At 63.8% G+C, this 23,340-nt stretch carries 20 protein-coding genes; 4 read left to right on the top strand and 16 right to left on the bottom strand.

What is annotated here, in order from left to right:
• Positions 1-102: 102 nt before the first annotated feature.
• Positions 103-1,842, bottom strand: a complete 1,740-nt coding sequence (gene leuA, locus X739_RS156220) for a 2-isopropylmalate synthase (RefSeq protein WP_031247659.1) — start codon at positions 1,840-1,842, stop codon at positions 103-105.
• A gap of 401 nt (positions 1,843-2,243) precedes the next feature.
• Here leuA and X739_RS156215 point away from each other — a divergent pair, with 401 nt between their 5' ends.
• On the top strand, positions 2,244-3,410 hold the full coding sequence (locus X739_RS156215; RefSeq protein ID WP_023770349.1) for an ATP-grasp domain-containing protein: 1,167 nt from the start codon (positions 2,244-2,246) through the stop codon (positions 3,408-3,410).
• Positions 3,411-3,413: 3 nt separating this feature from the next.
• On the top strand, positions 3,414-4,190 hold the full coding sequence (locus tag X739_RS156210; RefSeq protein WP_023770348.1) for an alpha/beta hydrolase-fold protein: 777 nt from the start codon (positions 3,414-3,416) through the stop codon (positions 4,188-4,190).
• A 39-nt stretch (positions 4,191-4,229) separates the two neighbouring features.
• Here the strand turns inward: X739_RS156210 and X739_RS156205 are convergent, their stop codons facing one another.
• Positions 4,230-5,765: an MFS transporter gene (locus tag X739_RS156205; RefSeq protein ID WP_023770347.1), complete on the bottom strand. Its 1,536-nt coding sequence runs from the start codon at positions 5,763-5,765 to the stop codon at positions 4,230-4,232.
• 146 nt (positions 5,766-5,911) lie between these two features.
• Here X739_RS156205 and X739_RS156200 point away from each other — a divergent pair, with 146 nt between their 5' ends.
• Entirely contained in the window at positions 5,912-6,799 is an 888-nt protein-coding gene (locus tag X739_RS156200; RefSeq protein ID WP_023770346.1) for a LysR family transcriptional regulator, read from the top strand.
• 20 nt (positions 6,800-6,819) lie between these two features.
• Here X739_RS156200 and X739_RS156195 read toward each other — a convergent pair whose 3' ends face one another.
• The 4 genes from X739_RS156195 to X739_RS156180 form a co-directional block, all read right to left on the bottom strand.
• The gene (locus tag X739_RS156195) at positions 6,820-7,926 is read right to left on the bottom strand and encodes an AbrB family transcriptional regulator (protein WP_023794040.1); all 1,107 of its coding nucleotides are present in this window, start codon (positions 7,924-7,926) and stop codon (positions 6,820-6,822) included.
• A 79-nt stretch (positions 7,927-8,005) separates the two neighbouring features.
• Positions 8,006-8,314, bottom strand: coding sequence for a putative quinol monooxygenase (locus X739_RS156190; protein WP_023770344.1), 309 nt, complete (start codon positions 8,312-8,314; stop codon positions 8,006-8,008).
• 58 nt (positions 8,315-8,372) lie between these two features.
• Positions 8,373-9,158 carry an SDR family oxidoreductase gene (locus tag X739_RS156185; protein WP_023781387.1) on the bottom strand — a complete coding sequence of 262 codons (786 nt, stop codon included), beginning with the start codon at positions 9,156-9,158 and terminating at the stop codon, positions 8,373-8,375.
• Between the two features lie 71 nt (positions 9,159-9,229).
• Positions 9,230-9,667: a DsrE family protein gene (locus X739_RS156180; RefSeq protein ID WP_023794043.1), complete on the bottom strand. Its 438-nt coding sequence runs from the start codon at positions 9,665-9,667 to the stop codon at positions 9,230-9,232.
• Positions 9,668-9,768: 101 nt separating this feature from the next.
• Here X739_RS156180 and X739_RS156175 point away from each other — a divergent pair, with 101 nt between their 5' ends.
• On the top strand, positions 9,769-10,866 hold the full coding sequence (locus X739_RS156175) for a hypothetical protein (RefSeq protein WP_023794045.1): 1,098 nt from the start codon (positions 9,769-9,771) through the stop codon (positions 10,864-10,866).
• Positions 10,867-11,147: 281 nt separating this feature from the next.
• Here the strand turns inward: X739_RS156175 and X739_RS156170 are convergent, their stop codons facing one another.
• From X739_RS156170 to X739_RS156125, 10 genes are all read right to left on the bottom strand, one after another.
• Positions 11,148-12,095 (bottom strand): cation diffusion facilitator family transporter, encoded by a 948-nt coding sequence (locus X739_RS156170; protein WP_023794047.1) that lies wholly within the window; start codon positions 12,093-12,095, stop codon positions 11,148-11,150.
• Between the two features lie 5 nt (positions 12,096-12,100).
• The gene (locus tag X739_RS156165; protein WP_023770339.1) at positions 12,101-14,290 is read right to left on the bottom strand and encodes an anthranilate synthase; all 2,190 of its coding nucleotides are present in this window, start codon (positions 14,288-14,290) and stop codon (positions 12,101-12,103) included.
• A gap of 221 nt (positions 14,291-14,511) precedes the next feature.
• Complete coding sequence (locus X739_RS156160) at positions 14,512-15,567, bottom strand: succinylglutamate desuccinylase/aspartoacylase family protein (protein ID WP_023794050.1); 1,056 nt, start codon at positions 15,565-15,567, stop codon at positions 14,512-14,514.
• A 1,428-nt stretch (positions 15,568-16,995) separates the two neighbouring features.
• Positions 16,996-18,117 carry a pyrroloquinoline quinone biosynthesis protein PqqE gene (gene pqqE / locus X739_RS19810; protein ID WP_023770336.1) on the bottom strand — a complete coding sequence of 374 codons (1,122 nt, stop codon included), beginning with the start codon at positions 18,115-18,117 and terminating at the stop codon, positions 16,996-16,998.
• On the bottom strand, positions 18,114-18,410 hold the full coding sequence (gene pqqD / locus X739_RS156150; protein WP_023770335.1) for a pyrroloquinoline quinone biosynthesis peptide chaperone PqqD: 297 nt from the start codon (positions 18,408-18,410) through the stop codon (positions 18,114-18,116). Before pqqD ends, pqqE begins: the two co-directional genes overlap by 4 nt.
• The gene (pqqC, locus tag X739_RS156145; protein WP_023770334.1) at positions 18,407-19,165 is read right to left on the bottom strand and encodes a pyrroloquinoline-quinone synthase PqqC; all 759 of its coding nucleotides are present in this window, start codon (positions 19,163-19,165) and stop codon (positions 18,407-18,409) included. Before pqqC ends, pqqD begins: the two co-directional genes overlap by 4 nt.
• A complete protein-coding gene (gene pqqB, locus X739_RS156140) occupies positions 19,162-20,097 on the bottom strand; it encodes a pyrroloquinoline quinone biosynthesis protein PqqB (RefSeq protein ID WP_023770333.1) in 936 nt (311 codons plus the stop codon). Before pqqB ends, pqqC begins: the two co-directional genes overlap by 4 nt.
• A gap of 424 nt (positions 20,098-20,521) precedes the next feature.
• Entirely contained in the window at positions 20,522-21,898 is a 1,377-nt protein-coding gene (locus X739_RS156135; RefSeq protein WP_023794056.1) for an FAD-containing oxidoreductase, read from the bottom strand.
• A 26-nt stretch (positions 21,899-21,924) separates the two neighbouring features.
• On the bottom strand, positions 21,925-22,386 hold the full coding sequence (locus X739_RS156130; RefSeq protein WP_023794059.1) for a membrane protein: 462 nt from the start codon (positions 22,384-22,386) through the stop codon (positions 21,925-21,927).
• A gap of 112 nt (positions 22,387-22,498) precedes the next feature.
• Entirely contained in the window at positions 22,499-23,146 is a 648-nt protein-coding gene (locus X739_RS156125; protein WP_023770329.1) for a glutathione S-transferase family protein, read from the bottom strand.
• Positions 23,147-23,340 lie beyond the last annotated feature (194 nt).

Below are 23,340 nucleotides of genomic sequence, written 5' to 3' on the forward strand. Positions count from 1 at the left end.
ACGCCGGAGCAATCCTTATCGAATCCCATGGATGCCAAGACCTTGTTCAGGCCCGAAAAATAGCGGCGCGAGAGCAATCCCGGCTCTCGCGCCGACGGCGAACTATCGCGCGTTGCGGCCGACGATACGATTGGCCGCTGACGTTACCGCTTCCAGAGAGGCAGCGACGATGTTGGTGTTGATGCCGGCGCCGAACAGCTTGCCGCCGGGATATTCCATCTCGACATAGGAGATGGCCGACGCATTCGAGCCGCGCTGCATCGAATGCTCGGAATAATCGAGCACCGACATCTCGACGCCGACATGGCGTGACAGCGCATCGACGAAGCCGTCGATCGGGCCGGTGCCGGTGCCCGATATCGTCACTTCCTTGCCGTGGTCGAGGATGACCGCCTCGACTACGCGCCGGCCCTTCACCTCGGTGGCCGGATAAGTGTGATGATCGAGGAATTTCAGGCGGGCGCCAGGCTGGTCGACATAGGTTTCGAGGAAGCGGTCATGAATACGCTTTGCCGGCACTTCCTTGCCTTCGGCGTCGGTGATCGCCTGGATAGCCTGGCTGAATTCGATCTGCAGGTTGCGCGGCAAATTGAGGCCGTAATCGGCCTGCAACACATAGGCAATACCGCCCTTGCCCGACTGCGAGTTGATGCGGATGATGGCCTCATAGCTGCGGCCGACATCGGCCGGATCGATTGGCAGGTATGGCACTTCCCAGTGCGGCGTGTTGGCCTTCTTCAAGGCCTTCATGCCCTTGTTGATGGCGTCCTGGTGCGAGCCGGAAAAAGCAGTGTAGACGAGTTCGCCGACGTAGGGGTGACGCTCGGGAATCTTCAGCTGGTTCGAATACTCGTAGACATCCTTCATCCGGTTGATGTCGGAGCAGTCGATGCCCGGATCGACGCCTTGCGTGTACATGTTGAGCGCCAAGGTGACGATGTCGACGTTGCCGGTGCGCTCGCCATTGCCGAACAGAGTGCCCTCGACCCGGTCGGCACCAGCCATCAGGCCGAGTTCGGTGGTGGCGATGCCGGTGCCACGATCATTGTGCGGATGCAGCGAGATGATCAGGTTTTCGCGGTTGTCGAGATTGCGGCACATCCACTCGATGCGGTCGGCATAGATATTGGGCGTCGACATCTCGACCGTCGACGGCAGGTTGATGATCAGCTTGTTGTCGGGCGTCGGCCTGACGATTTCGGTGACGGCGTTGCAGATCTCCAGAGCGACCTCGAGTTCGGTGCCGGTGAAGCTCTCCGGCGAATATTCGAAGCGATAGCCGCCGCCAGCCCTGGCAGCCATGTCGGTGATCATCTTGGCCGCGTCGGTCGCGATGCGCTTGATGCCGCCGACATCTTTCTCGAAGACGACGCGACGCTGCAACTCGCTGGTCGAGTTGTAGAAATGCACGATCGGGTTGGTGGCGCCCTTCAGCGCCTCGAAGGTGCGGCTGATCAGTTCGGGCCGGCACTGCACCAGCACCTGCAACGACACATCGGCCGGCACATTGCCTTGCTCGATGCACCAGCGCGCGAAGTCGAAATCGGTCTGCGAGGCGGACGGGAAGCCGATCTCGATTTCCTTGAAGCCCATGTCGAGCAGCAGGCCGAACATGCGCGCCTTGCGCTCGTGGCCCATAGGATCGATCAGCGCCTGGTTGCCGTCGCGCAAATCCACCGAGCACCACATCGGCGCCTTGTCGATCACCTTCGAGGGCCAGGTCCGGTCGGTGAGGCCGACGGTCGGGTAGGGCTGATATTTTCGGGCTGCGTCCGGCATGCCCCGGCCAATTTGCTTGCCGGTCGCGGCCTCGCTGGCGCGGATGTCTTCTCGTGCGTTCATCGTCGTTTCTCCCGGCGGCTGGCGGGTCCACCTTTCAGGCGGATGTGGAGCCAAGCGGCGCCTTTACCAGAATTTCGTTCGCTTGATATGATCTGCCAAGGAGCATGCGCTTGCGCGGCGGTTCGACCGCCGGGCGCTCCTTCAGCGAACCCGGCGATCGCCGATAAGGCCGAGAAGAAGCAGGGTCGAGGCAAGCGCGCGCACGGTCTCGCCGGCAAAGCCGGTCTGACGGGAAGCGGTGGTGGCGCGCATGTTCATGGCCGCTCTCATACAGGAGCGGCCCTTGGGAGGCAAGCGGTGCCGACCCTGTCGAACATCATCCCTGGCGCGGATGCTCTTCCCCGCGCGCCGCAAATGGGCCAGACTTGCGAACCGGCGGGTGTCGTCGGCAGGGGGCGTTCATGAATTTCGTGTTCTTCTCGCCGCATTTTCCCGCCAATGGCGCCGATTTCTGCGACCGGCTGAAGAAGGCCGGCGCGACCGTGCTCGGCATTGGCGATGCGCCCTATGATGCGCTCGACGGCAAGCTGAAGCAGGCGCTTTCGGAATACTACCGCGTTGCCGACATGGAGGATTACGAGCCGGTGTTCCGGGCGATAGGCCATTTCATCCAAAAATGGGGCCGCATCGATCGGTTCGAATCGCTCAACGAGCACTGGCTGGAACTGGAAGCCAACATCCGCACCGACTTCAACATCTACGGCACCAAGCTCGATTTCGTGAAGAATCTGAAGCGCAAGAGCCGCATGCGCGCCTTCTTCCGCAAGAGCGGGGTCGAGACGATCGCGCAGCGCAAATGCTCCGACCGGGCCGGCGCCATGACCTTCATCCGCCGCGTCGGCTACCCCGTGGTGGTGAAGCCGGATTCGGGCTCCGGCGCGTCGAACACGTTCAAGATCTCCAATGCGAAAGAGCTCGACCAGTTCTTCCGGGACAAGCCGGAGGACGTGACCTTCGTCATGGAGCAGTTCATCGAAGGGCTGGTGGTGACCTATGACGGATTGATCAACCGCGACGGCGAAGTGGTACTGGCGGCCAGCCATCGCTACGACCAGAGTGTCATGGACGTGGTCAACAAGGACCGCCACATGAGCTACACCTGCTTTCCCCGGATCAGGCCCGTCGTCGAGGAGGCGGGCCGCAAGATTCTGAAGGCGTTCGACGTGCGCGAACGCTTTTTCCATATCGAACTGTTCGAGACCAGGGACGACCGCATCATCGCGCTGGAGGTCAACATGCGGCCGCCCGGCGCCTGGATGACCGACGCGATCAACTACACCTTCGACATCGATGTCTACGCGGCATGGGCAGACATGGTGGTCAAGGATGCTGCCGGCGGCCCTTATGAGGGCAAGTATTTCACCGCCTATGCCAGCCGCAAGCGCCACATCGACTATTTGCACAGCCATGGGGACGTGCTAGCCGCCCACCGCGACAAGATCGTCCATCATCAGCCGATAGAAGAGGTTTTCAGCCGGGCCATGGGAAATTACGCCTACCAGATGCGCTCGAAGGATCAGGCTGATCTGCGCGAAGCGGTGGCCTATATCCACGCCGAAAAGGCTTGAGGCATGGACATTTCCTATCACAAGGTTTTCGCCCGTAATCTCGGCCGCGACATGGAGTACAAGCGCTACGGGCATGCCGGCCGGCCGGTCGTGGTGTTCCCGACCTCTCAGGGCCGGTTCTACCAGTTCGAGGATTCCGGCGGAGTGGGGGCGCTCGCCGAGTTCGTCGATACCGGCCGCATCCAGCTGTTCACCGTCGACGGCATCGATACAGAATCCTTCTTCGCCAGGGATGTCGATGCCGTGCATCGCATCGACCGGCACGAGGCCTATTTCCGCTATCTGCGCGAGGAGGCGCTGCCGGAATTTCTGGAAACCGCCGCGCAAGCCAATGGCGGACGGCGGCTGAAACCGCTCTTCTCGGGCTGTTCGATGGGCGGCTACCATTCCTCGAACTTCGTCTTCCGTTTTCCCGAGCTCGCCAGCGGCGTCATCTCGCTGTCGGGGGTCTATTCGGCCCGCGATTTTTTCGGCAAGGCGCTCGACGGGGACATCTTCTACAACTCGCCGCTGGATTATCTGCCAGGGATCGTCGACCCGAAACTGCTGGCGCGGCTGAAGGCGCTCAGGCTGATCTTCTGCTGCGGGCAGGGCGCATGGGAGGAGCGCATGCTGGTCGAGACGCGCCAGCTGGAACAGATCCTGCGCGACAAATCCATTCCGGCCTGGGTCGACTATTGGGGCGGCGACGTCAGCCATGACTGGCCGTGGTGGCACAAGCAGCTGGCTTATTTCTTCGGCCGCTGGCTGGATGACGATCTGATGCACAGGCTGGACTAAGGTGCATTGATATTCAGCTGGCCTGAGAATGGCTGACGCCTACCCTTCCTGGCAGGCCGGCAGCGGTTCGGTGTCGTGCTCCGCCGCCGATCCGCGGCGCAGGCCGAGAAAGACGACGAGGGCGGTGACGATGGTGATTGCCGCCAGCACGACCAGCAGCCTGTCGAACGCGGTTTCGTAGGCCTCGACCAGCACGACGGCGCCGGCCGCCGGCAAATGGTGCGCGGCTCCACCGACATTGCCGGTCACCAGCAATTGCGCCGCGCCGCCCGCGTCGCTGGAAGACGCAGCGCCTCGACCGGTGAGTTGCGCGGCGGTGAAGCCTGACAGCGTCGCCATGACGATGGCCAGCGCCACACCTTCGCAAGCGACACGGGTGGTGTTGAAGATGCCGACCGCCATCCCGGCCCGCTCCGTCGGCACGACGCTGACGGCGAGCCCGTCCATCAACCCCCAAGGCAAGGCGATGCCGACGCCGATCAGGGTCAGCGGCGCGACCAGCGCAACGTCAACCGGTGGCGTCAGGCTCAGCCAGACAAGGCCGGCCGCCGCGACGAGCAAGCCGACGCCGCAGATCGTGGCCGGAGCGATCCAGCGCGCCAGCTGGCCGGCGAGCAAGGGCAGGAACAGCAACGGCCCGGAGAGGCAGATCATCAATTGCCCGGCCTTGATCTCGCTCATCCCCTCGATGCCGATGAAGCGGATTGGTAAAAGTACGAGCAGGACGACGAAGCCATAGGCGGGCGCCGCCGCAAGAAACTGGACGCCGACAAAGCGAGGAAAGCGAAACAGGGTGAGATCGAGCATCGGCCGGCGCGCGCGCCTCTCGGCGACGACAAACAGCACAAAGCAAAGGACGGCGACGACGAGAAGCGTTGCCACCAGCGGATCGGCCCAGCGGCTCTGGGGCGCCTGGAGCACGCCATAGGTCAGCGAGGCCAGCGCGAAGGTGAACGTGGCGGCGCCCGCCCAGTCGAGGCCGGTCGCATCCGGATCACGCGATTCCCTGATGGTGCGCAGGCCGAGGGTTGCCGAGGCAGCCGCAAGTGCCATGACCAGAACAAAGATCGACCGCCAGCCGAAGGCGGAGATGAGCAGGCCGGAGGCGATCGGGCCGAAGGCCAGCCCGATGCCGAAACTGGTGCCGAGAAAGGAGAAGGCGCGCAGCCGCGATGGTCCCTCGAATTCCTGGGCAAGCGCGGAGGCGCCGCCGGCGAAGGCCAAGGCACTGCCGAGCCCTTGCGCGGCCCTGAAGATGTCGAACCAGGCGATGTCGGACGCCAGCATCGCGCCGAGCGAGGCGAGAATGTAGAGGGCGAGACCGACGAGGAAGATTCGCTTGCGGCCATGATTATCGGCGAGCGCTCCGGCTGCCATCAGGCTGGCGGCGAAGGTCAGCATAAAGGCGTTGGTCACCCAGTTGAGCGCGATCGGGCTGCCGCCGAGATCGGCCGCGATCCGGGAGAGCGCGACGGCCGGGCCGGTGAAGGTCAGAGGCATCGTCATAGCGGCAAGGCATACCGACAAGAGCACGAGCCATCTATCGGCCGGGCCGGTTATGGTCTTCAAGGTCATGGGTTTTCCCATCTGAGCGGTCCGCGCCGGCATGCGCGAAACCGCGGCGCCGATCATGCGGACCAAGATAGGTCAGAGACAGATCAGGAATAATACTATTAAATATCCTGATATAACGGACTGAAACGCTCGAATGGAGCAGCATGGTGGATCGCCTCAGCGGCCTTCTGGCTTTCGCCCGCACCGCCGAGTTCGGCAGCTTCGTCGCCGCCGGCCGGGCGCTCGGCATCTCTGCTTCGGCCGTCGGCAAAAGCGTCGCGCGGCTCGAACAGGAACTCGGCGTTCGGCTGCTGCAGCGCTCCACGCGGCGGATCGGACTGACGGAGGAGGGCAAGCTGTTCAACGAGCGCGTGCGGCGCATCCTCGACGACATCGACGATGCCGAGGCGATGCTGTCGCGGACAAGGGAGACGCCGCGTGGACGGTTGCGCGTCTCGACCCCGATCGTCACCTACCATCTTTTGCTGCCGGTGCTGTCGGAGTTCATGGCCCGCTATCCCGAGATCGAGCTCGATATCGATTTCAACGACCGGATCGTCGACGTCATCGAGGAAGGCATCGATGTCGCCATCCGCAGCGGCGAGCTGCCCGATTCACGATTGGTGTCAAGACCTATTGCGCCCTTCCGCATGCTGCTGTGCGCGGCACCCTCCTATCTCGAGCGCCATGGCACTCCCAGCGTGCCGGCGGATCTCATCAGGCATTTCGGCATAAACTTCCGCTATCTCAACAGCGGCAGGCTGCTGGGCTGGCCGTTCATTACCGGGAGCGCCCAACCGCTGATCCGTTCGATGCTGACCTGCAACAACATGGAAGCTTTGAAAGGCGCCACGATCGCCGGACTCGGCATCGCCTGCATGCCCGATTTCCTGGTGCGGGATGCGCTGCGCGAGGACCGGTTGCGCACCGTGCTTGACGATCATGTCGACGGCCGCGGCCAGTTCCGGATGCTATGGCCCTCCAATCGCCATCTGTCGCCAAAGGTGCGCGTCTTCGTCGACTTTCTTCCCGAACGCCTTGCAGCCGAGCGATAGCGGTGCCCTGGTGGCAGCCCTCATCCTTCCCTGATGCTTCTGGCTACCAGCCGGGCAATGCTCGGGCCGACAAGCAGCACGATCAGGAAGCGCGCCGACTGCAGTGCCATGACAAAGGAGATGTCTACGTTCCGCGCGGCGGCGGAGATGATGGCGACGCTGTCCATGCCGCCAGGGCTGGTCGCCAAATAGGCGGTCAGCGGGTCGACGCCGGCGAGCCGGCTGATGAGGAAGGCAAGGCCGCCGCAAAACGCGATCAGCGCGACGATCGAAGCGATGATCTGCGGCAAAGCGCGTGCCGCGTGGCGCAAGATCGGCCTGGTGAAGTTCAGGCCGATCGCCCAGCCGACCATCGCGTAACTGGCCGCCAGCAGCCATTGCGGCAATTGCATCGGCACCCCGAGGCCGAGATGGATGACTGTGCCGAAGATGAAGCTGCCGAGGAAGAAGGGCGAAGGCAGCCGGCAAAGCCTGCCCGCGAGGCCGCCGACGAGCGCCATGCCGATGGTGGCGGCGAAGGGTTGCGGATCGATCTCTGGGAACCAGACGACGGGCGGGACCTCGATGCCCGAGGTGTCGACCCACATCTTGGCGACGAGGGCTGCCGTCATCGAGACGAGGATGACGCGCAGATACTGCATGAAGGCGACAAGGCGCTGATCGGCGCCGAAGGCGCCGGCCATCAGCACCATGGCGGTGGCGGCCCCCGGCGAAGAGCCCCAGACGGCGGTGGTGCCCGGCAGGATGCGCCAGCGGCTGATCAGCCAGCCAAGCAGGCTTGAGGCCGCGACGGTGGCGATCACCACGCCGAGGAACAGCGGCCATTCCTTGTAGAAGACCGGAAAGATATCGGCCGAGATCGAAGCCGCGACGAGGCAGCCGACGACAGCCTGGGCGGCGCCGAACAGAAGCCGCGGCACACGCACCGTGGCGCCGTTGGTGCCCGCGACGATGGCCGCTAGCATCGGTCCGATCAGCAGCGCCGCCGGCAAAGCGGCGAGTTCCAGCGCGCCGGCGAAGAGCGCGGAGATGACCAGCAGGAAGAGCCACTGCCAAGGCTTGCTCAGCCGCTTCATGCGCTCGATGGCGGGGTGGTCGGAAGATGGCTGCTCGGCCTCGGAATCCATGTTCTGGTCTTAACCCCAGACGCGAAAAATGCGAACGCAAGTGCGCCTGAAAAGCATGTTTCCGCCTCGGGCGCCCGCCTTAGCCCGTTTTGGCTTCAGCCAAGCCGAAGCCGCCCACCGGATGCGTTTCCACCTGGAATTCGAAGCCGCCGATGAAGGGGCGTGCCTTGGCGATCGCCGCCTGGACTTCGGGAAGCTGCAGCGAGGCCTTGTGGCTTGCCTGATCGGTCCACACCTCGGTCACCCAGATCGCGTCGGCGTCGGCCGGGTCGGTGGCGATGATATAGCTCAGGCAGCCGGGCAGGGCGCCAGTGCTCTCACGCAGCACGGTCATGACAGCGTCGCGTTGGCCACGCGCCGCCCGCATCTTGCCGATCAGTCCATACATGTCCTCGTCTCCCCCTTGGTTGGCGCGAAAGGAGTGTGTCCAGTATGCCGGTCGCCGGTCAAGGCATCAACTGGCCGCCATTGACCTCGATCACCTGGCCGGTGACGTAGCCGCTCAACAGATCCGATGAGAGGAACAGATAGGCACCGACGCAATCTTGCGCCGTGCCGGCGCGGCCCTGCGGAATGGTGGCGACCATGCCCTTCATCTGCTCGTCGGTCGAATAGCGTTCGTGGAAGGGGGTGAGGATGGTGCCCGGCGCCACGGCGTTGACGCGGATGCCGAAGCCGATCAGTTCCTTGGCCATGCCGCGCGTCACGTTGGAGACGAAGGCCTTGGCCGAGCCGTAAAGGCCGGCGCCGCCGCCCGCCCCGTTGCGCGCGGCGATCGACGAGGTGTTGACGATGAAGCCGCCCTGTTTCTTCAGCCACGGGATCGCCTTGCGCGAGGCGGTCAGCACCGAGCGTGCGTTGAGGTCCATCACCGCGTCGTAGTGCGCCTCGGTCTGCTCGGCATAGGGCACGCGGCCAAGCATGCCGCCGGCATTGTTGACCAGCCCGTCGAGCCGGCCGAACTGCCGCGCGCTGTCCTCGACGACGCGTTCGACATCGGCGGGGAGAGAAAAGTCGCCTTGGACGAGGAAGACCTCGCCGCCGCCGCCGCGAATGGTCTGGCCGAGTTTCTCGGCGGCGTCGCGGCTGGAATTATAGTGCAGCGCCACCTTGCATTTCTGCTCGGCATAAGCGAGCGCGAGCGCCGCGCCGATGCCGGTCGAGGCGCCGGTGACCAGCACCGCCTTGCCGGCGAGATCGGGAATGACAAGACCAAGGGCTGTCTCTGACACTTCTGTTCCTCCGGGGGATTTCCGAGATTCTTGGCGGGTGTTGCCACCCTTGCATTCAAGTCAGTGCCGCTTCAAGGCCTGAGATAGACATGGCCCTGGCTTTGCAGTTCGGCGAGCTTGACGACTCCGCCCCTGTCGGCGGCATGGAAGCCGTCGAGCAAATCGGCGAGCGTGATATCCATGCCGTGCATGGTGTTGCCGCAGGCGTGCGGGTCGAGCCCTTGCTGGACAAGACCGGCAAAGCGCCCCGAAATCGCCGCCGATATGCCCTTCGACTTGAAGCCGGCAAGCGCCGGACCATGCACGACCAGCGCGATATCGACGTTGCCGCCGGTGCCCTCATAGTGGTTCTTGATGTTGCCGAGCACGAAATTGACCTTGTCGAGGTCGCTGAGGTGATAGGCGACCTTCAGCCTGGCAGGCTCGGTGGTTGCCGCCTGCACCGCCCGCAGGCCGAGAAGCGTCCCGGCTCCGGCGAGAGCCGCGTGGAACATGTCACGTCGGCGCATGGCGTGCCTCCTTGGCTTGCCGGCTCAGCGCGATTTGCGTGGCCGCGACCGCAATACTAGCATAAATTGACGTTACGTCTTGTCGATGCGGAGGGGGGCACATGGCGTCCAGGGAATGGAAGACGTTTGCCAGCGCCGGATTCGGCGCCGCACTGATTGTCGGACTTATGGGTTCTGCTTTTGCCGACAATATGCTCAAACTCACCGAACTCAGCCCCAACGGGGCCGACGCCTGTTTCGGCCGGGTCTATGACGCGGCGCACCTCAAGGCACATCCGAAGCAGAAGGTGACGCGGATTTTCTTCTACTACGGCCATGATCCGGTCAGCCGCCCGAATGAGGAACCGAACGCGAATTCCGATACTTCCTACAATGGATTCCTCACCACCACGGTGCGTGGCGCCAAGGCGCCGGAATGGGCCGGAGGCTGGTGCAATCACGAGTCCGAGGATGGCAAATCGGGCCCGATCCGTTGCGGCATGGACTGCGACCGTACCCTGGCGTCGCTGAAGGTCGACGGCAAGGGCCGGTTGATCCTGTCGGACCTGTCGTCCGATATCTACCTCGACGCCGGTTCGGAAGAAGAACTCGGCGCGGCTGAATACGACAGGCAGGCGCTTGGCAAGGAAGACGACAATTTCCGCCTCGATCCGATGCTGGCGGCGACCTGCAAGGCGGAATTCGCGCGCATCGATCCGATCGACCCGGCGCTCGGGCCGCCGCTGCGCGAGCGGCTGAAGCCCGACCAGGCCTTCTGCTACGGGCGCGACTATGACGCAGCGCATATGGGTTCGCATCCCGACCAACTGACGCAGTCGATCCGGGTGTTTCGAGGACCGGTGGAACTGGCGTCCTTCGCCTCGGCAGGCGACGACGCGAACTGGCCCGACGGCGCCGACATCGTGGTCTCGGTCACGACGCGGCAGAAGGGGGCCAAGGTCACGCAGACTTATTCGTGCCAGGGCGAGGCCGACCAGTGGCGTTGTGCCGCGAGTTCAAAGACGAGCAATTATTCCTGCGACATCGCGCAAAAGGAGATCTTCCTCAAGCGTGGTGCCAACGGCGCCATCACGCTTGCGAACCCCAACAGCAGCCTGGCGATCGTCGACCTGTGCTCGAAGGCCGCGGACGGCAAGACGACGTCCGACGACAAGGTCTATCGGCTGGAGCCAATGCCACAATCCGCCTGCGCGCCGTGAGCAGCGTTTCGTCTCCTCCCATGGCGGAGGAAGGAGCGAAGCGACGCAGCGCGGACCATGGGATCCATGCCGTGACTTCGAGGCGCTGCGACGGTGCAAAGTTCTGCTCCGCCAACTTCATGGCGATCCTTGGGTCTCCGCTACGGAGCTGCGCTCCTGCTTCGCCCAAGGATGACGAAGTCGTGAAACTCCGGTTAGCTCTTTGTTTTACGCACTTCCGGACGGAAAAACGCTCACGCTTTTCCTGGAGTTGCTCTCCAAGGTCGCGACAGTGACCCGCCTCAGGCGAACGGCACCGCGGTCGTGCCCTTGGGCAGCTTAGCTTCGTCGTCGGGCTCGACATGGATGGTCACCCGCACCGAGGGGAGTTCGGCCTTCAGCGCGTCTTCGATGCGATCGCAGATGACATGGCTGGCACCGACCGACATGTCGGCGTCGACGACCAGATGGAACTCGATGAAGGTGGCGCGGCCGGCGATGCGGGTCTTGAGATCGTGCACCTCCATGGCGCCCTTGCAATTGGCCGAGATGATGTCGCGGATGCGCATGTGCTCCGCCGTGTCGACGGCCCGGTCCATCAGGCCGTTCATCGACGAGCCGATCACATGCCAGCCCTGCCACAGGATGTTGAGCGCGACGATGACAGCCAATGCCGGGTCGAGGATCTGCCAGCCGGTCAGGATTGCTCCGACCAAGCCGCCGAAGACGCCGATCGAGGTCACCACATCGGTCATGATGTGATTGCCGTCGGCGACCAGCGCCGGCGATTTCTCGGCCCGGCCCGTGCGGATCAGCATCCAGGCCCAGAAGGCGTTGATGGCGGTGGCGACGCCGTTGACGGCAAGGCCTTTCCAAGGCTGTTCGAGCGGCGCCGGGGCCTGCCAGGAGCGCCAGACTTCGTTCAGAATCAAAAGCGCGGCGAGCACGATCAGCACGCCTTCCAGCACGGCGGAGAAATACTCGGCCTTGTGATGGCCGAAGGGGTGATCCTGGTCGGCCGGCTTGTGGCTGACCTGGATCGCCCAGAAAGCGGCAACCGACGCGATGACGTTGACGATCGATTCCAGCGCGTCCGAATAGAGCGCGACGGAACCGGTCACGTACCAGGCGGCGGCTTTCAGCGCGAGCACGACAAAAGCGACCACGATCGACCAGAAGGCAAGGTTGGCGACCTTGCGCTTCGCGGCCGCCCTGGCTGCGATCGCCATCGTGTTCTCGGCTTCGGCCATTGGCGTCAGGCTGCCTTTTCCTTGGCCTTTCGCGGCAAATGCGCGACGATGTTCTCGATGATGCGCATGCCGGCATTGTGGCCGAGCGTCATGATCGATTCCGGGTGGAACTGCACCGCGGCGATCGGCTCCTTGCGGTGCTCGAAGGCCATGATGACGCCGTCTTCCGTCTCGGCCGTAACCATGAAATCGTCGGGCAGGCGTACCGGATCGGCGAAGATCGAGTGGTAGCGGCCGACGGTGACTTCCTTGGGCAGGCCGGAGAAGATGATGCCCGGCTTCGAGACGCGGATACGCGATGGCTTGCCGTGCATGGGAATGTGCAACTGCCTGAGTTCTCCGCCATAGGCTTCCGCCAGTGCCTGCAGGCCGAGGCACACGCCGAAGATCGGCAGGTCGCGCGCGCGAGCCTTTTTGATGGTCGCCGCGCAGTCGAAGTCCTTCGGCGTGCCGGGTCCGGGTGACAGCACGACGAGGTCGGGCTTCAGCCGGTCGAAGACTTCCTCCGGCACCGGCGAGCGCACGGTCGAGACATTGGCGCCGGTCTGGCGGAAGTAGTTGGCCAGCGTGTGGACGAAGGAATCCTCGTGGTCGACCAAAAGAATGTTGACGCCGTCGCCGACGCGCGCCGTGGTGCGCTCGGTGCTGGTCGAATTGCCCGTCTTGGCGTCGCGGATCGCGGAGAGCATGGCGGATGCCTTCAGTTCGGTTTCAGCTTCTTCTTCCTCTGGAATGCTGTCGAAGAGCAATGTAGCGCCGGCACGTACCTCGGCGATGCCGTCCTTGATGCGGATGGTGCGCAAGGTAAGGCCGGTATTCATGTCGCCGTTGAAGTTGACCATGCCGATCGCGCCGCCATACCAGGCGCGCGGACTTTTCTCGTTCTGCTCGATGAAGCGCATGGCCCACAGTTTCGGCGCGCCGGTGACGGTGACCGCCCAGGCGTGCGAGAGAAACGCGTCGAAAGCGTCCATGCCTTCACGCAAGCGGCCCTCGATGTGGTCGACGGTGTGGATCAGGCGCGAATACATCTCGATCTGGCGGCGGCCGATGACGCGTACGGAGCCCGGCTCGCAGACCCTGGACTTGTCGTTGCGATCGACGTCCGAGCACATTGTGAGCTCGGATTCGTCCTTCTTCGAATTGAGCAGCTTCAGGATCTGCTCGCTATCGGAGATGGCGTCGTCGCCGCGTTTGATGGTGCCGGAGATCGGACAGGTCTCGACGCGGCGGCCGTTGACGCGCACGAACATCTCCGGCGACGCACCGATCAGGTATTCGTTCTCGCCCAGGTTGATGAAGAAGGAATAGGGCGACGGGTTGATGGACTTCAGCTTGCGCGAAATCTCGGAGGGCTGGGTCTCGCAACGCTCGTAGAACATCTGGCCGGGGACAACCTCGAAGAGGTCGCCACGCTTGAACGAGTCCATCGCGCGGCGCACCAGATTGGCATATTCGCCGGGCTCATGGTCACCGCGTGGCGGGATGCGGTCGGCGGTCTTGAACGGTTCGGCGATTTGGTCGCGTGGCAGGCCTTCGGTCGAAAAACCTTCGCCCGCATAGTCGTAGCGGTCGGTCCAGGCCTTGGCCGAGTAGTGGTCGACGACCAGGATCTCGTCGGGCAGGAACAACACCAGGTCGCGCTGGCTTTGCTTGCGCACGAGCGTGTGGTCGACCGGGTCGAACTGGAAGGCAAGGTCGTAGCCGAAGGCGCCGTAGAGGCCGAGATTGGCGTCTTCGGCCGTCTTGAACAGGGCGGTGATAGCGCGCAGCACGGTGAAGACGGAGGGAACGCGGCTGCGTTCCTCCTCGGTGAAGACCCTTCCAGGCTGGGCGACGTCGAGACGGATCAGCTTTTTCGAGGTCTCGGCGATCGTGACCTCGGTGAGGCCGCCCAATGTCCTGCCGATGACCGGCAACAGCGCCTCGCCACGGCTGTTCAGCGCCTCGATACGCATGGCGCGGCCGCGTGCCGAGATGACCAGCGGCGGATCGATGATGGCCGTATCCCAGCGCGTGTAGCGGCCAGGATATTCGTAGTTCGAGGAAAATACCGCGCCCCGGCGCGAGTTCAGCCCCTCGACATAAGCGTCGATCGCGCCTTCATAGGGGCGGTCGTGGCGCTCGCGGGTGATGGTGATGCCACCCGCCGTCACGAAGCTTTCAGCGCCGTTTTCCAGAACCTTCAACGTCATTGCCGTCTCCATCAGCTACTTGGGCAACGGACCCGGGAATGGCTTTAAAAAACAAATGGCCGCCCGGACATTCCGTTGCGGCCACCCACTATTTTCACGCGCACGCGTTCGAACAGGCCGCTGTCAGCAGGCCCACCACCAAATGGTCTTGATCGAACGCATGTTCATGGCGATTCCCTTAGCGGCGATTGGGCGGCCGCGCAACTGGATTCGACGCAGGCTCAATTCTCCAGCGTACCCGACCTTGCATCGGCGCTCTTGCTGTCGCCGACCAGTTTCAACAGGTCTTCGCCGGAGCGGATGATGCGGCGCGAGCGACGGGTCAGGATGATGCCGTCCTGCGGCGCGAACACTTCCGTGCGGCCATCAACTTCGCCTGGCGCGTGGACGATGGTGGCGAGCCGCGCGCCCCTGGTGACGCGGTCGCCGGGCTTGACGTAGTAGAGGACCGCACCGCCACGGGGCGCCGGCATCATGTCGATATTTTCCAGAGGTGCCGCGACGCCCTTGAAGGGGCCGGGCGCGGGCAGGTCGGTGTCGGATATCACGCCGCGCGCCGCCAGCAGCCGGTAAAGGCCTTCGGCGTCGGACTTGGCCAGCGCGCCGTCGACATCGAGAATGCCGCGATATTCGACAGTGGTGGCGACGCGCCTGTCGAACTTCGCCACATCGGCCGATGCGTTCTGGTAAGGCATGATCGAAGCGCCCTCGAAGGTGCCGTCGGTGTCCTCGCTCCACAGCACCACGGCCTCGACGCCCATGGCGGCGGCGCAATCAGCCATCTCAGGCCACAGGCTGGTGTGGACGTAGAGATAGGCAAGGCCCTCATCGTCGCAGTGCAGGTCGAGCACGATGTCATGGCCGAGCGAAAGCTGCACCAGGCGCGACTTCAGCTGCTGGTCGGCGCCACCAAAGGTGGCGTCCGGCAAGAGCTTGGCGTCGGGCGCGGCCAGCAGCGGAAAGCCGCGGTTGAAGTTGGTGCGGGTGCCCAGATGAAAGCGACCCTGGTGCTCGCCGAAATGGTATTGCGCGCGGCCGATCGGGTTGGCCCAGGGCACGATGGTGATGTTGCCCCTGATGCGACCCTCGGCCTCGGCCTTGTTCAGCATCGGCATCAATGCATCGATGGCGACGACGCCAGGCAATTCGCCGGCATGGAGCGCCGCCTGCAGGTAGGCCGAAGGCGCTGTCTTGTCGGCACCGGCCAAGCGGAGCACCGGGAATTCGTAGGAAACGCCGTCGCTGTCGCCGGCGATGCGTTCGATCGATTTCTGCATGACATTCTCCATGAATGCGAGAAGACATGCCCATTGGAAGGTGCCGATGTCGATTGGTCCAGCCCGCCGCGCTATGGGCGCAAGGGCCTATTCCGCGGCAGCGTGAAGCGGGACAGGCGCGCGCCTGTCCAGCGCCGCCGACACTACCGCAACGGCGACCGCCACCAGGGCTAGCACGGCGCCGACGAGCGGCAAATCGGCATAGGAAACGCCTGATGACAGCGCCACGCCGCCGATCCATGCGCCGCCGGCATTGCCGACATTGAAGGCGCCCTGATTGAGCGTGGCTGCAAGGTTCGGTCCCTCGGAAGCCGCCTCGACGACCCGGATCTGCAGAGGTGGCACGACGACGAAGATGAGCAGGCCCCAGAGAAAGACGATGCCGATGGCAATGCTGGCGATCGCCCCGAACTGCATGAAGCCGACGAACAGCAGGGCCATCAGCAGCAAGGTGGCGATCACTGTCGGCATCAGTTTCCAGTCGGCAAGCCTGCCGCCGATGATGTTGCCGATGGTCATGCCGGCGCCGAACAGCAAAAGCACCCAGGTGACGGCCGCGCTCGACAGACCCGACACGTCGGTGAGGTATGGCTTTATGTATGTGAAAACGGCGAACAGGCTGGCCGAGGTCAGCGCCGCGATCAGCATCGCCAGCCATACCTGCAGCTTGCCGAGCACGCGGACTTCGGCGCGCAGACCGCCGCCGCTCGGTTCCGTGACGTCGGACGGCACCAGCCACGCGATGGCCGCGACCGAGATCAGGCCGATGCCGACCACGGCCAGAAAGGTGGCGCGCCAGCCGAAGGCTTCGCCGAGTGCGGTGCCTGCGGGAACCCCGAGGATGTTGGCGAGCGTCAGGCCCGCGAACATCAGCGCGATGGCGCTGGCGCGCTTGTTGCGCGGCACAAGGCTTGCCGCGACGACCGAGCCGATGCCGAAGAAGGCGCCATGGCCGAAAGCGGTGAAGACGCGCGCGGCCATCAGCAGCCAGTAATTGGGCGCGATGGCACAGAAGAGGTTGCCGACGACGAACAGGGCCGCAAGTCCCACCAGCACGGGCTTGCGCGGCAGATGCGCGGTGGCCATGGCCACGACAGGCGCGCCGAAGACGACCCCCAGCGCATAGCCGGTGACCAGCAGGCCGGCGGCGGGGATCGTCACGCCGAGATCGGCGGCGACCTCGGGCAGCAGGCCCATGATGACGAATTCGGTGGTGCCGATGCAGAAGGACGNGAGTTCAGACGTGTGCTCTTCCGATCTAAGGCATGGGAGGTCCAGACTGAATCGGTTCAATTCCAGACTGCGCGAGGACCCCTGCCGGGGGCAACAGACATTGCCGCAATGCAGCAATGCAGAAAGCGTGGAGCGGACGCCAAGAGGCGGAGCAATGACGGCCGCCGCGGATGGGGCCGCCGGTCGAACCAGCCATCAGACGGGTTTTGGCGCGGTACCCATGCGGCGGTAGAGGAAGGCGTTTCCTCCACCGGGAGAGGCGGCAGCGTGGCGAGCCTCATCGATGAGTGCCGCCATACGATCATGAACCGGCGACTTCGCGCATGCGGGGTCCGCGGCGGCGGCATCTCCCGCGATCGCCATGGCCTGGCAGCGGCAACCGCCCCAGTCGATCTCGCGCCGGTCGCAGCCGCGGCAAGGTTCCTGCATCCAGTCCGTGCCGCGGAACGCATTGAATGACGGCGAATCTGTCCAGATTTCCGAAAGCGAGCGCTCGCCGAACCGCTCGAAACGGAGAGAGGAAATTGTCTGCGCGGCGTGGCACGGCAGGACCGTGCCATCGGGCGCCACCATGAAGGCGTCACGCGCCCACCCGCCCATGCACGGCTTCGGATAGTGGGCGAAATAGTCTGGCGTGACGAAATCGATGTTCATGATTCCCTTCAGCCGTTGGCTTGCCGCCTCGACGATGTCGGCCTGCCGGTCGACCGCCGACCGGTCGGGCATCAGCATGTCCCGGTTGGCCAACGCCCAGCCGCCATATTGTACGTTGGCAATTTCCAGCCGCTCCGCGCCCAGCGAAAGTGCCAGCTCGATGAGTTCCGGAACCTCCGCGATGTTGTGGCGATGGATCGGCGCGTTGATGGTCAGCGGTAGCCCTGCCGCCCGGGCGCGTCTTGCCGTTTCCAGTTTCTGTTCATGGCTGCCGCGGTGATGGCCGATGAGTTCCGTGGTCGCCGCTCGCGCGCCCTGAAAGCTCAGCTGCAGATGGTCGAGCCCTGCTTCGGCGAAAGCCTCGATGCGGCCGTCCGCGATGCCGACGCCGGCCGTGATCAGGTTAGTGTAGACATTGCGATCCGCCAGTCCGGCAATCAGCTGTTCGAGATCGCGGCGCAATGTCGGCTCGCCGCCGGACAAATGCACCTGCAACACGCCAAGATCCGCGGCTTGACCAAACAGGTCGAGCCAAGCCCGGGTGTCGAGCTCACGATTGGCTTTCAGCAATGCGAGCGGGTTGGAGCAATAGGGGCATTGCAGCGGGCAGCGATGGGTGAGTTCCGCCAGCATGCCGATCGGTGGAAGATGCGGCACGGTCATGACCTCACCAGCAGCCTGTCGGACCATTCCTGCAGGAAGGAGACGACGTCGCCGGCAATAGCCTCGGGACCAGCATCATATTCGGCGGAGAGGCCGGCGATGATCTGGGCGACCGTCGAGTTTCCGTCGCAGTGCCGCAAGATGTCGAGACTGATTTCGTTTGGCCAGAAGATCTTTTCGGGAGAAAGCACCGCAAAGGCCTGGCGTACGGGATCGTACTGGATGCGAACGTGCTTCGGCAGCGAAGGCACCGAATGCGGCGAGACGATCGTCCTTTCGCGCAACGCCGTCATTGCACGTGCTCCGGCCGGAAAGCGCCGGGCGGTATGTTGCCATCCTCGCCATAGGCATGCTGAAGCACGTCGAGCATCGTCCACAGGATGTCGCACTTGAACACCAGCGCGTCGATGGCAGCCTGCTGTCGCTCAGCCGTGTCGGCGTGGTCGAGCACATAGGCGAGGGCGAAATCGGCATCGCGCGACGCTTGTTTCGGGCGATGCTTGAAGTAGGCCAGCGTGTCTTCGGTGACGTAAACGTATCTGGCCAGCATCGCGGACATGCGCTCGCCGATGATGACGGGCGAGAACATTTCGGTCAGAGAGGACGCGACCGCTTCCAGCAAGGTCTTGTCGGTACAGAAGGTGAGATACGCACCGACGGCAAAACGCGTGGCTGGCAGCGCCAGCCTTTCGCTCTTCACACTGTCCGTATCGAGGCCGAGCGACGTTGCCAGGTGCAGCCAGCGCGCAATGCCGCCGCTCCAGCCATCGTCGCCGTCATGGTCCTCGATGCGCATTCGCCACGCGGCGCGAAACGCCGGGTCGGTTGCACGCGCCAGGATCATGGCGTCCTTGCGCGGCACCATCGCCTGGTAGCAATAGCGGTTGAGCGCCCACGCCTGCATTTCCGTCTTCGACAATGCCCCTTCGACCATCCTGTGGTGATAGGGATGCAGGTGATGGTAGCGCTCCACGCCGACCTGTCGCAAAACCGCTTCGAGATCGCCTTTGGAGAGGCCGTCCTTGGCCGCATCGCGGAAGGTGCTCAAAGTTCCAACTCCATGCCGTCATGGGCAACTTCCCAACCGGCTGCCCTGACCTCAGCGTGTTCAGCCGAGTTCTCGTCAAGAACCGGGTTGGTGTTGTTGATGTGAACGAAGACGCGGCGGGCAATGTTCGCGTTCGCCAGGCCGGCGATCGAGCCCGCATCCCCGGTGATCGCCAGATGACCCATGCGCGCCCCGGTCTTTTCACCGACGCCGGCGGCGATCATCTCGTCATCGGTGTAGACGGTGCCGTCGAACAAGAGGCAGTCGGCGCCCTCGACACGAGCGCGCAGCAGCGCATCGATCCGTGCGCAACCGGGGATGTAGAAAACCGACTTGCCTGTCGCCCCACTGATGCGAACGCCGATCGTGTCTCCTCTGTCGGAGCCGAAATTGGCCTCCGGACGGCTTTTGTCCTCGAGGTACAGTGCCACTTTGCCGGGGACTGGGAAATTCTCCACTGTCACGCCGGCCTCTCGCCCCTGCGCGTCGCAAATCTCCGTTTCGCCTGCTAGAGGCAGTGTCCGTCGCGGCACGATCTCGGGATCCAGAACGTTGAAAATCGAATTCGCCTCCAGCGTCGCCAATGCCTCCTTGGTCGCATAGAGGGCAAAGGGCTGTCGCTCGCGCAGGCTGAGCAAGCCCGCAATGTGGTCGACATCGGCGTTCGTCAGCACCACGGCGCGGATAGGGGTGCAGCGCACGGGTCCATCCGGCGGTGGCTGTAGCTCCGGTGTCTGCGCGATCTGCTGGCGAATGTCGGGCGAAGCGTTGAAAAGGATCCAACCCACCCCATCCGACGAGACCGCGAGGCTCGACTGGGTCCGAGGTCGCAGACCGCTTGATCGTGTCCGCGCGGCGCTGCTCAGTCGATAATTGCAGTTCCACTGCGGAAAACCGCCGCCCGCCGCCGATCCGATGATCTTCAAGCGCATGGCGCTTTCTGCTCCAAAGGCGCTTCACAACGAGCCACGCGGCATACGCTTGGCCCTGGCTTTCACCTGATCGACAAAGGTGCATGCCGGTGTCGCCAAGGGCATGCACCTTCGGGAACTACTTCTTGCGCGTAATTTCAGCCGGCAGATAGCGCGAAATCTCGAAGCTCGCGGCGACCTGGCACATTGTTGGCTTCGTCCAGTTCTTCTTCATCATGCTCTTCTCCTCTTACACCAGCCCGACGCAGGCCGATCCTTCAAGGGCTGAAACGATGTCGCTTCGTCTCAGTTCCGTTTGCTGCCGACACGATATCTTGAAGCCGGCCGAGGCCCCAGCGATAATCGCGTGATGACGACTGTGAAATCACGGTGCCTTCGGCAGGCATAGGCGAGGACTGAAGAGGCAGGAAGTCGGCTGACAGTCTCACGCCAGCGGCTTCAACTCCTGGGCGATGGTGGGCAGAAGCTCCGAGACGGTGGGATGGATGTGCACGGCGCGCGCCAGTGTGTCGACCGGCGCCTTGGCGTACATCAGGTCGAGCACGCAATGCACCGCCTCGTCACCGCCGGGACCGAGCACCGAGCAGCCGAGGATCTCCCTGGTGTCGGCATCGACGAGGATCTTCATGAATCCCTGCGTCTCGCCCTTCTCGATGGCGCGGCCGACACGGGTCATCGGCCGCTGGCCGACCAGGGCGCGACGTCCGGATTTCCTCACCGCCGTCTCGGTCATGCCGCAGCGGCCGAGCGGCGGATCGATGTAGAGCGCGTACGCCTCGATGCGGTCGCTGATCCTGCGCGTATCCTTGTCGAGCAGATTGGCGGCGACGATCTCATAGTCGTTGTAGGAGGTGTGGGTGAAGGCGCCCTTGCCGTTGCAGTCGCCCATCGCCCAGATGCCTGGCACGCTGGTGCGCAGCTGGTCATCGACGACAACCGCGCCGCGCCCGTCGACCTCGACGCCCGCCTTGTCGAGACCGAGATCGTCGGTATTGAGCGTTCGGCCCAGCGCCAACAGCACATGCGAGCCGACCGCGGGCGGCTGGCCCGCGGAGAAACTCACGGCAATGTCCCCACCCTGCTTGGCGAAGCCGATATCATCGGCGCCGACATGAACGGCGATCCCTTCGTTTTCAAGGATCGACATGATGGCTGTCGAGACGTCCTCGTCCTCGCGGCCGGTCAGGCGCGGGCTCTTTTCGATAACGGTGACTTCCGAGCCGAAGCGGCGGAACATCTGCGCGAATTCGAGCGAGATGTAGCTGCCGCCGACGACGATCAGGTGGCGCGGTAAAACGTCAAGATCCATCATCGACGAATTGGTCAGATAGTCGATGTCGTGGATGCCGGGCAGGTCCGGCACCGAAGCGCGGCCGCCGGTGTTGAGGAAGATCTTTTCGGCGGTCAACAGGTCGCCGCCGACACGCACCGTGTTGGCGGATTCGAAGCGCGCATGTCCTCGATAGAGCGTGCAGCGCTCCATTCCGGCGATCCAGGTTTCCAGATTGCCACGGGCGTCGTCGGTGACCTTGTCCTTGCGCGCCTTGATCCTGCTATAATCGACCCCGACGGGGCCCGGGAACGTCACGCCATAGTCGGCGGCGCGCCGCGCCAGATGCGCGGCATAAGCGCTGGCGACCATGGTCTTGGTCGGCATGCAGCCGGTGTTGACGCAGGTGCCGCCGACCAGCTTGCGCTCGATCAGCGCCACGCTCATGCCGGCGGCGGTCAGGCGGCCCGCCAGGGGCGATCCCGCCTGGCCAGCGCCGATGATGATGGCGTCGAAGGTCTTTGCGTTTATGGTCTTTGCGTTTAAGGTCTGGGCCGTCATACGACCGCCGCCACGATCAGCAAGCCGCCGATGATCGCCACCGCATCCTCGATGAAGGCCGCGGGCGGATCCTTACCGAAAACGGCCGCCAGCCGGCCTCGCGCTTCGGCACCACCCAGCGTGCCGATGACGGCGCCGATCGCTCCGGCGATCAGGCACACGATGGTGGCGCCGCTGGTCGCGCCGATCACCGCGCCGCTGAAGGCGCCGAGCAGGATCCGGGCGCCGAACTGCTGCGGCACTTTGCGGCTTGGCGTCGACGGCAGCTGGTCGGTGACCAGTTCGACGATGGCCAGGATGGTGAAGATGCCGACAGCCGCCCAATGGCTCATGAAGCTCGCCCAGGTGCCGGCAACCGGCAGCCAGCCGAGATAGGCGCCCCAGGCAACGGCGGCAGGTGCCGTCATGGCGCGCAGTCCGGCAATGACGCCGATCAGAAGTGCAAGAACGTAGAGCATGGTCGATCCCCCTCGAAGTCCGGTACAGCCTTGAAACGGCAAGCTACCATAGGCCGGATATTTGGCTAGGCCGCAGACTCACAAGCGCACAGCCACAGCGGATCGAGGCGAGTCAGTTGGCTGATGGAGCGTTGATCGCGAATTGCGCGGCGAAAGCCCTGATATAAGCGGGCCGAGCTTCTCCGCGCGCCACGTAGGCGGCCAGGTTTTTGTATTCGTCCAGAATGCCTGACATTCTCAGTCGCAGCAGCACTGACACCATCAACAGATCGCCGGCGCTGAACGCATCATCGAGCCAATCCGCGACGCCCAAATGAGCCGAGAGGCGGTCGAGCCGGGCGCGAACACGATCCTTTACCAACGGCAAGCGCGCCTCGCTCCAGGGCTTGTCGGCTTCGAAAATTCTTGCCGTGGTCAGTTCGAGGATCGGCGGCTCGATGGTGTTCAGCGCGGCAAACATCCACGTGATCGCTCGCGCGCGGGCGTCGCGCTCCTTCGGCAGCAGGCCCGCATGCTGCTCGGCAAGGTGAAAGACGATCGAGCCGGTCTCGAACAGCGAGAGAGAACCGTCCTCATAGGTGGGGATCTGGCCGAAAGGATGGATGGCCAGATGGTCAGGCGCCTTCATGCCGGCGAAGGAAACAAAACGGACCGCGTAAGGCTGCCCCACTTCTTCCAGCGCCCAGCGAACACGCGTATCGCGGGCCAGTCCCTTGCCGCCATCGGGCGATCGTTCAAATGCCGTGATGGTGATTGTCATCGCATTTGTTCCTTGCGTGGGCGAATTTCTTTCAGCTTCCTACCGAGGACGAATGAGCTTCCCGGAAATCGACATCGGTCTTGAACTATTTTCATTGCTGGAGCAGATCGCGAATGGCCGCCAATCAGCAAGGCCGCGTATCCTGGTTTATGGATTTGACGTTAGTCCTCGCCTTGGCGCTGTTCGCAATGATG

This window comes from Mesorhizobium sp. LNHC209A00, from assembly GCF_000502915.1.
Lineage (GTDB): Bacteria > Pseudomonadota > Alphaproteobacteria > Rhizobiales > Rhizobiaceae > Mesorhizobium.

Excerpts from the sequence above, each read along its gene's own strand:
- leuA (WP_031247659.1), bottom strand. The coding sequence starts at position 1,842 with ATGAACGCACGAGAAGACATCCGCGCCAGCGAGGCCGCGACCGGCAAG.
- X739_RS156215 (WP_023770349.1), top strand. The coding sequence starts at position 2,244 with ATGAATTTCGTGTTCTTCTCGCCGCATTTTCCCGCCAATGGCGCCGAT.
- X739_RS156210 (WP_023770348.1), top strand. The coding sequence starts at position 3,414 with ATGGACATTTCCTATCACAAGGTTTTCGCCCGTAATCTCGGCCGCGAC.
- X739_RS156205 (WP_023770347.1), bottom strand. The coding sequence starts at position 5,765 with ATGACCTTGAAGACCATAACCGGCCCGGCCGATAGATGGCTCGTGCTC.
- X739_RS156195 (WP_023794040.1), bottom strand. The coding sequence starts at position 7,926 with ATGGATTCCGAGGCCGAGCAGCCATCTTCCGACCACCCCGCCATCGAG.
- X739_RS156190 (WP_023770344.1), bottom strand. The coding sequence starts at position 8,314 with ATGTATGGACTGATCGGCAAGATGCGGGCGGCGCGTGGCCAACGCGAC.
- X739_RS156180 (WP_023794043.1), bottom strand. The coding sequence starts at position 9,667 with ATGCGCCGACGTGACATGTTCCACGCGGCTCTCGCCGGAGCCGGGACG.
- X739_RS156175 (WP_023794045.1), top strand. The coding sequence starts at position 9,769 with ATGGCGTCCAGGGAATGGAAGACGTTTGCCAGCGCCGGATTCGGCGCC.
- X739_RS156170 (WP_023794047.1), bottom strand. The coding sequence starts at position 12,095 with ATGGCCGAAGCCGAGAACACGATGGCGATCGCAGCCAGGGCGGCCGCG.
- X739_RS156165 (WP_023770339.1), bottom strand. The coding sequence starts at position 14,290 with ATGACGTTGAAGGTTCTGGAAAACGGCGCTGAAAGCTTCGTGACGGCG.
- X739_RS156160 (WP_023794050.1), bottom strand. The coding sequence starts at position 15,567 with ATGCAGAAATCGATCGAACGCATCGCCGGCGACAGCGACGGCGTTTCC.
- pqqE (WP_023770336.1), bottom strand. The coding sequence starts at position 18,117 with ATGACCGTGCCGCATCTTCCACCGATCGGCATGCTGGCGGAACTCACC.
- pqqD (WP_023770335.1), bottom strand. The coding sequence starts at position 18,410 with ATGACGGCGTTGCGCGAAAGGACGATCGTCTCGCCGCATTCGGTGCCT.
- pqqB (WP_023770333.1), bottom strand. The coding sequence starts at position 20,097 with ATGCGCTTGAAGATCATCGGATCGGCGGCGGGCGGCGGTTTTCCGCAG.
- X739_RS156130 (WP_023794059.1), bottom strand. The coding sequence starts at position 22,386 with ATGCTCTACGTTCTTGCACTTCTGATCGGCGTCATTGCCGGACTGCGC.
- X739_RS156125 (WP_023770329.1), bottom strand. The coding sequence starts at position 23,146 with ATGACAATCACCATCACGGCATTTGAACGATCGCCCGATGGCGGCAAG.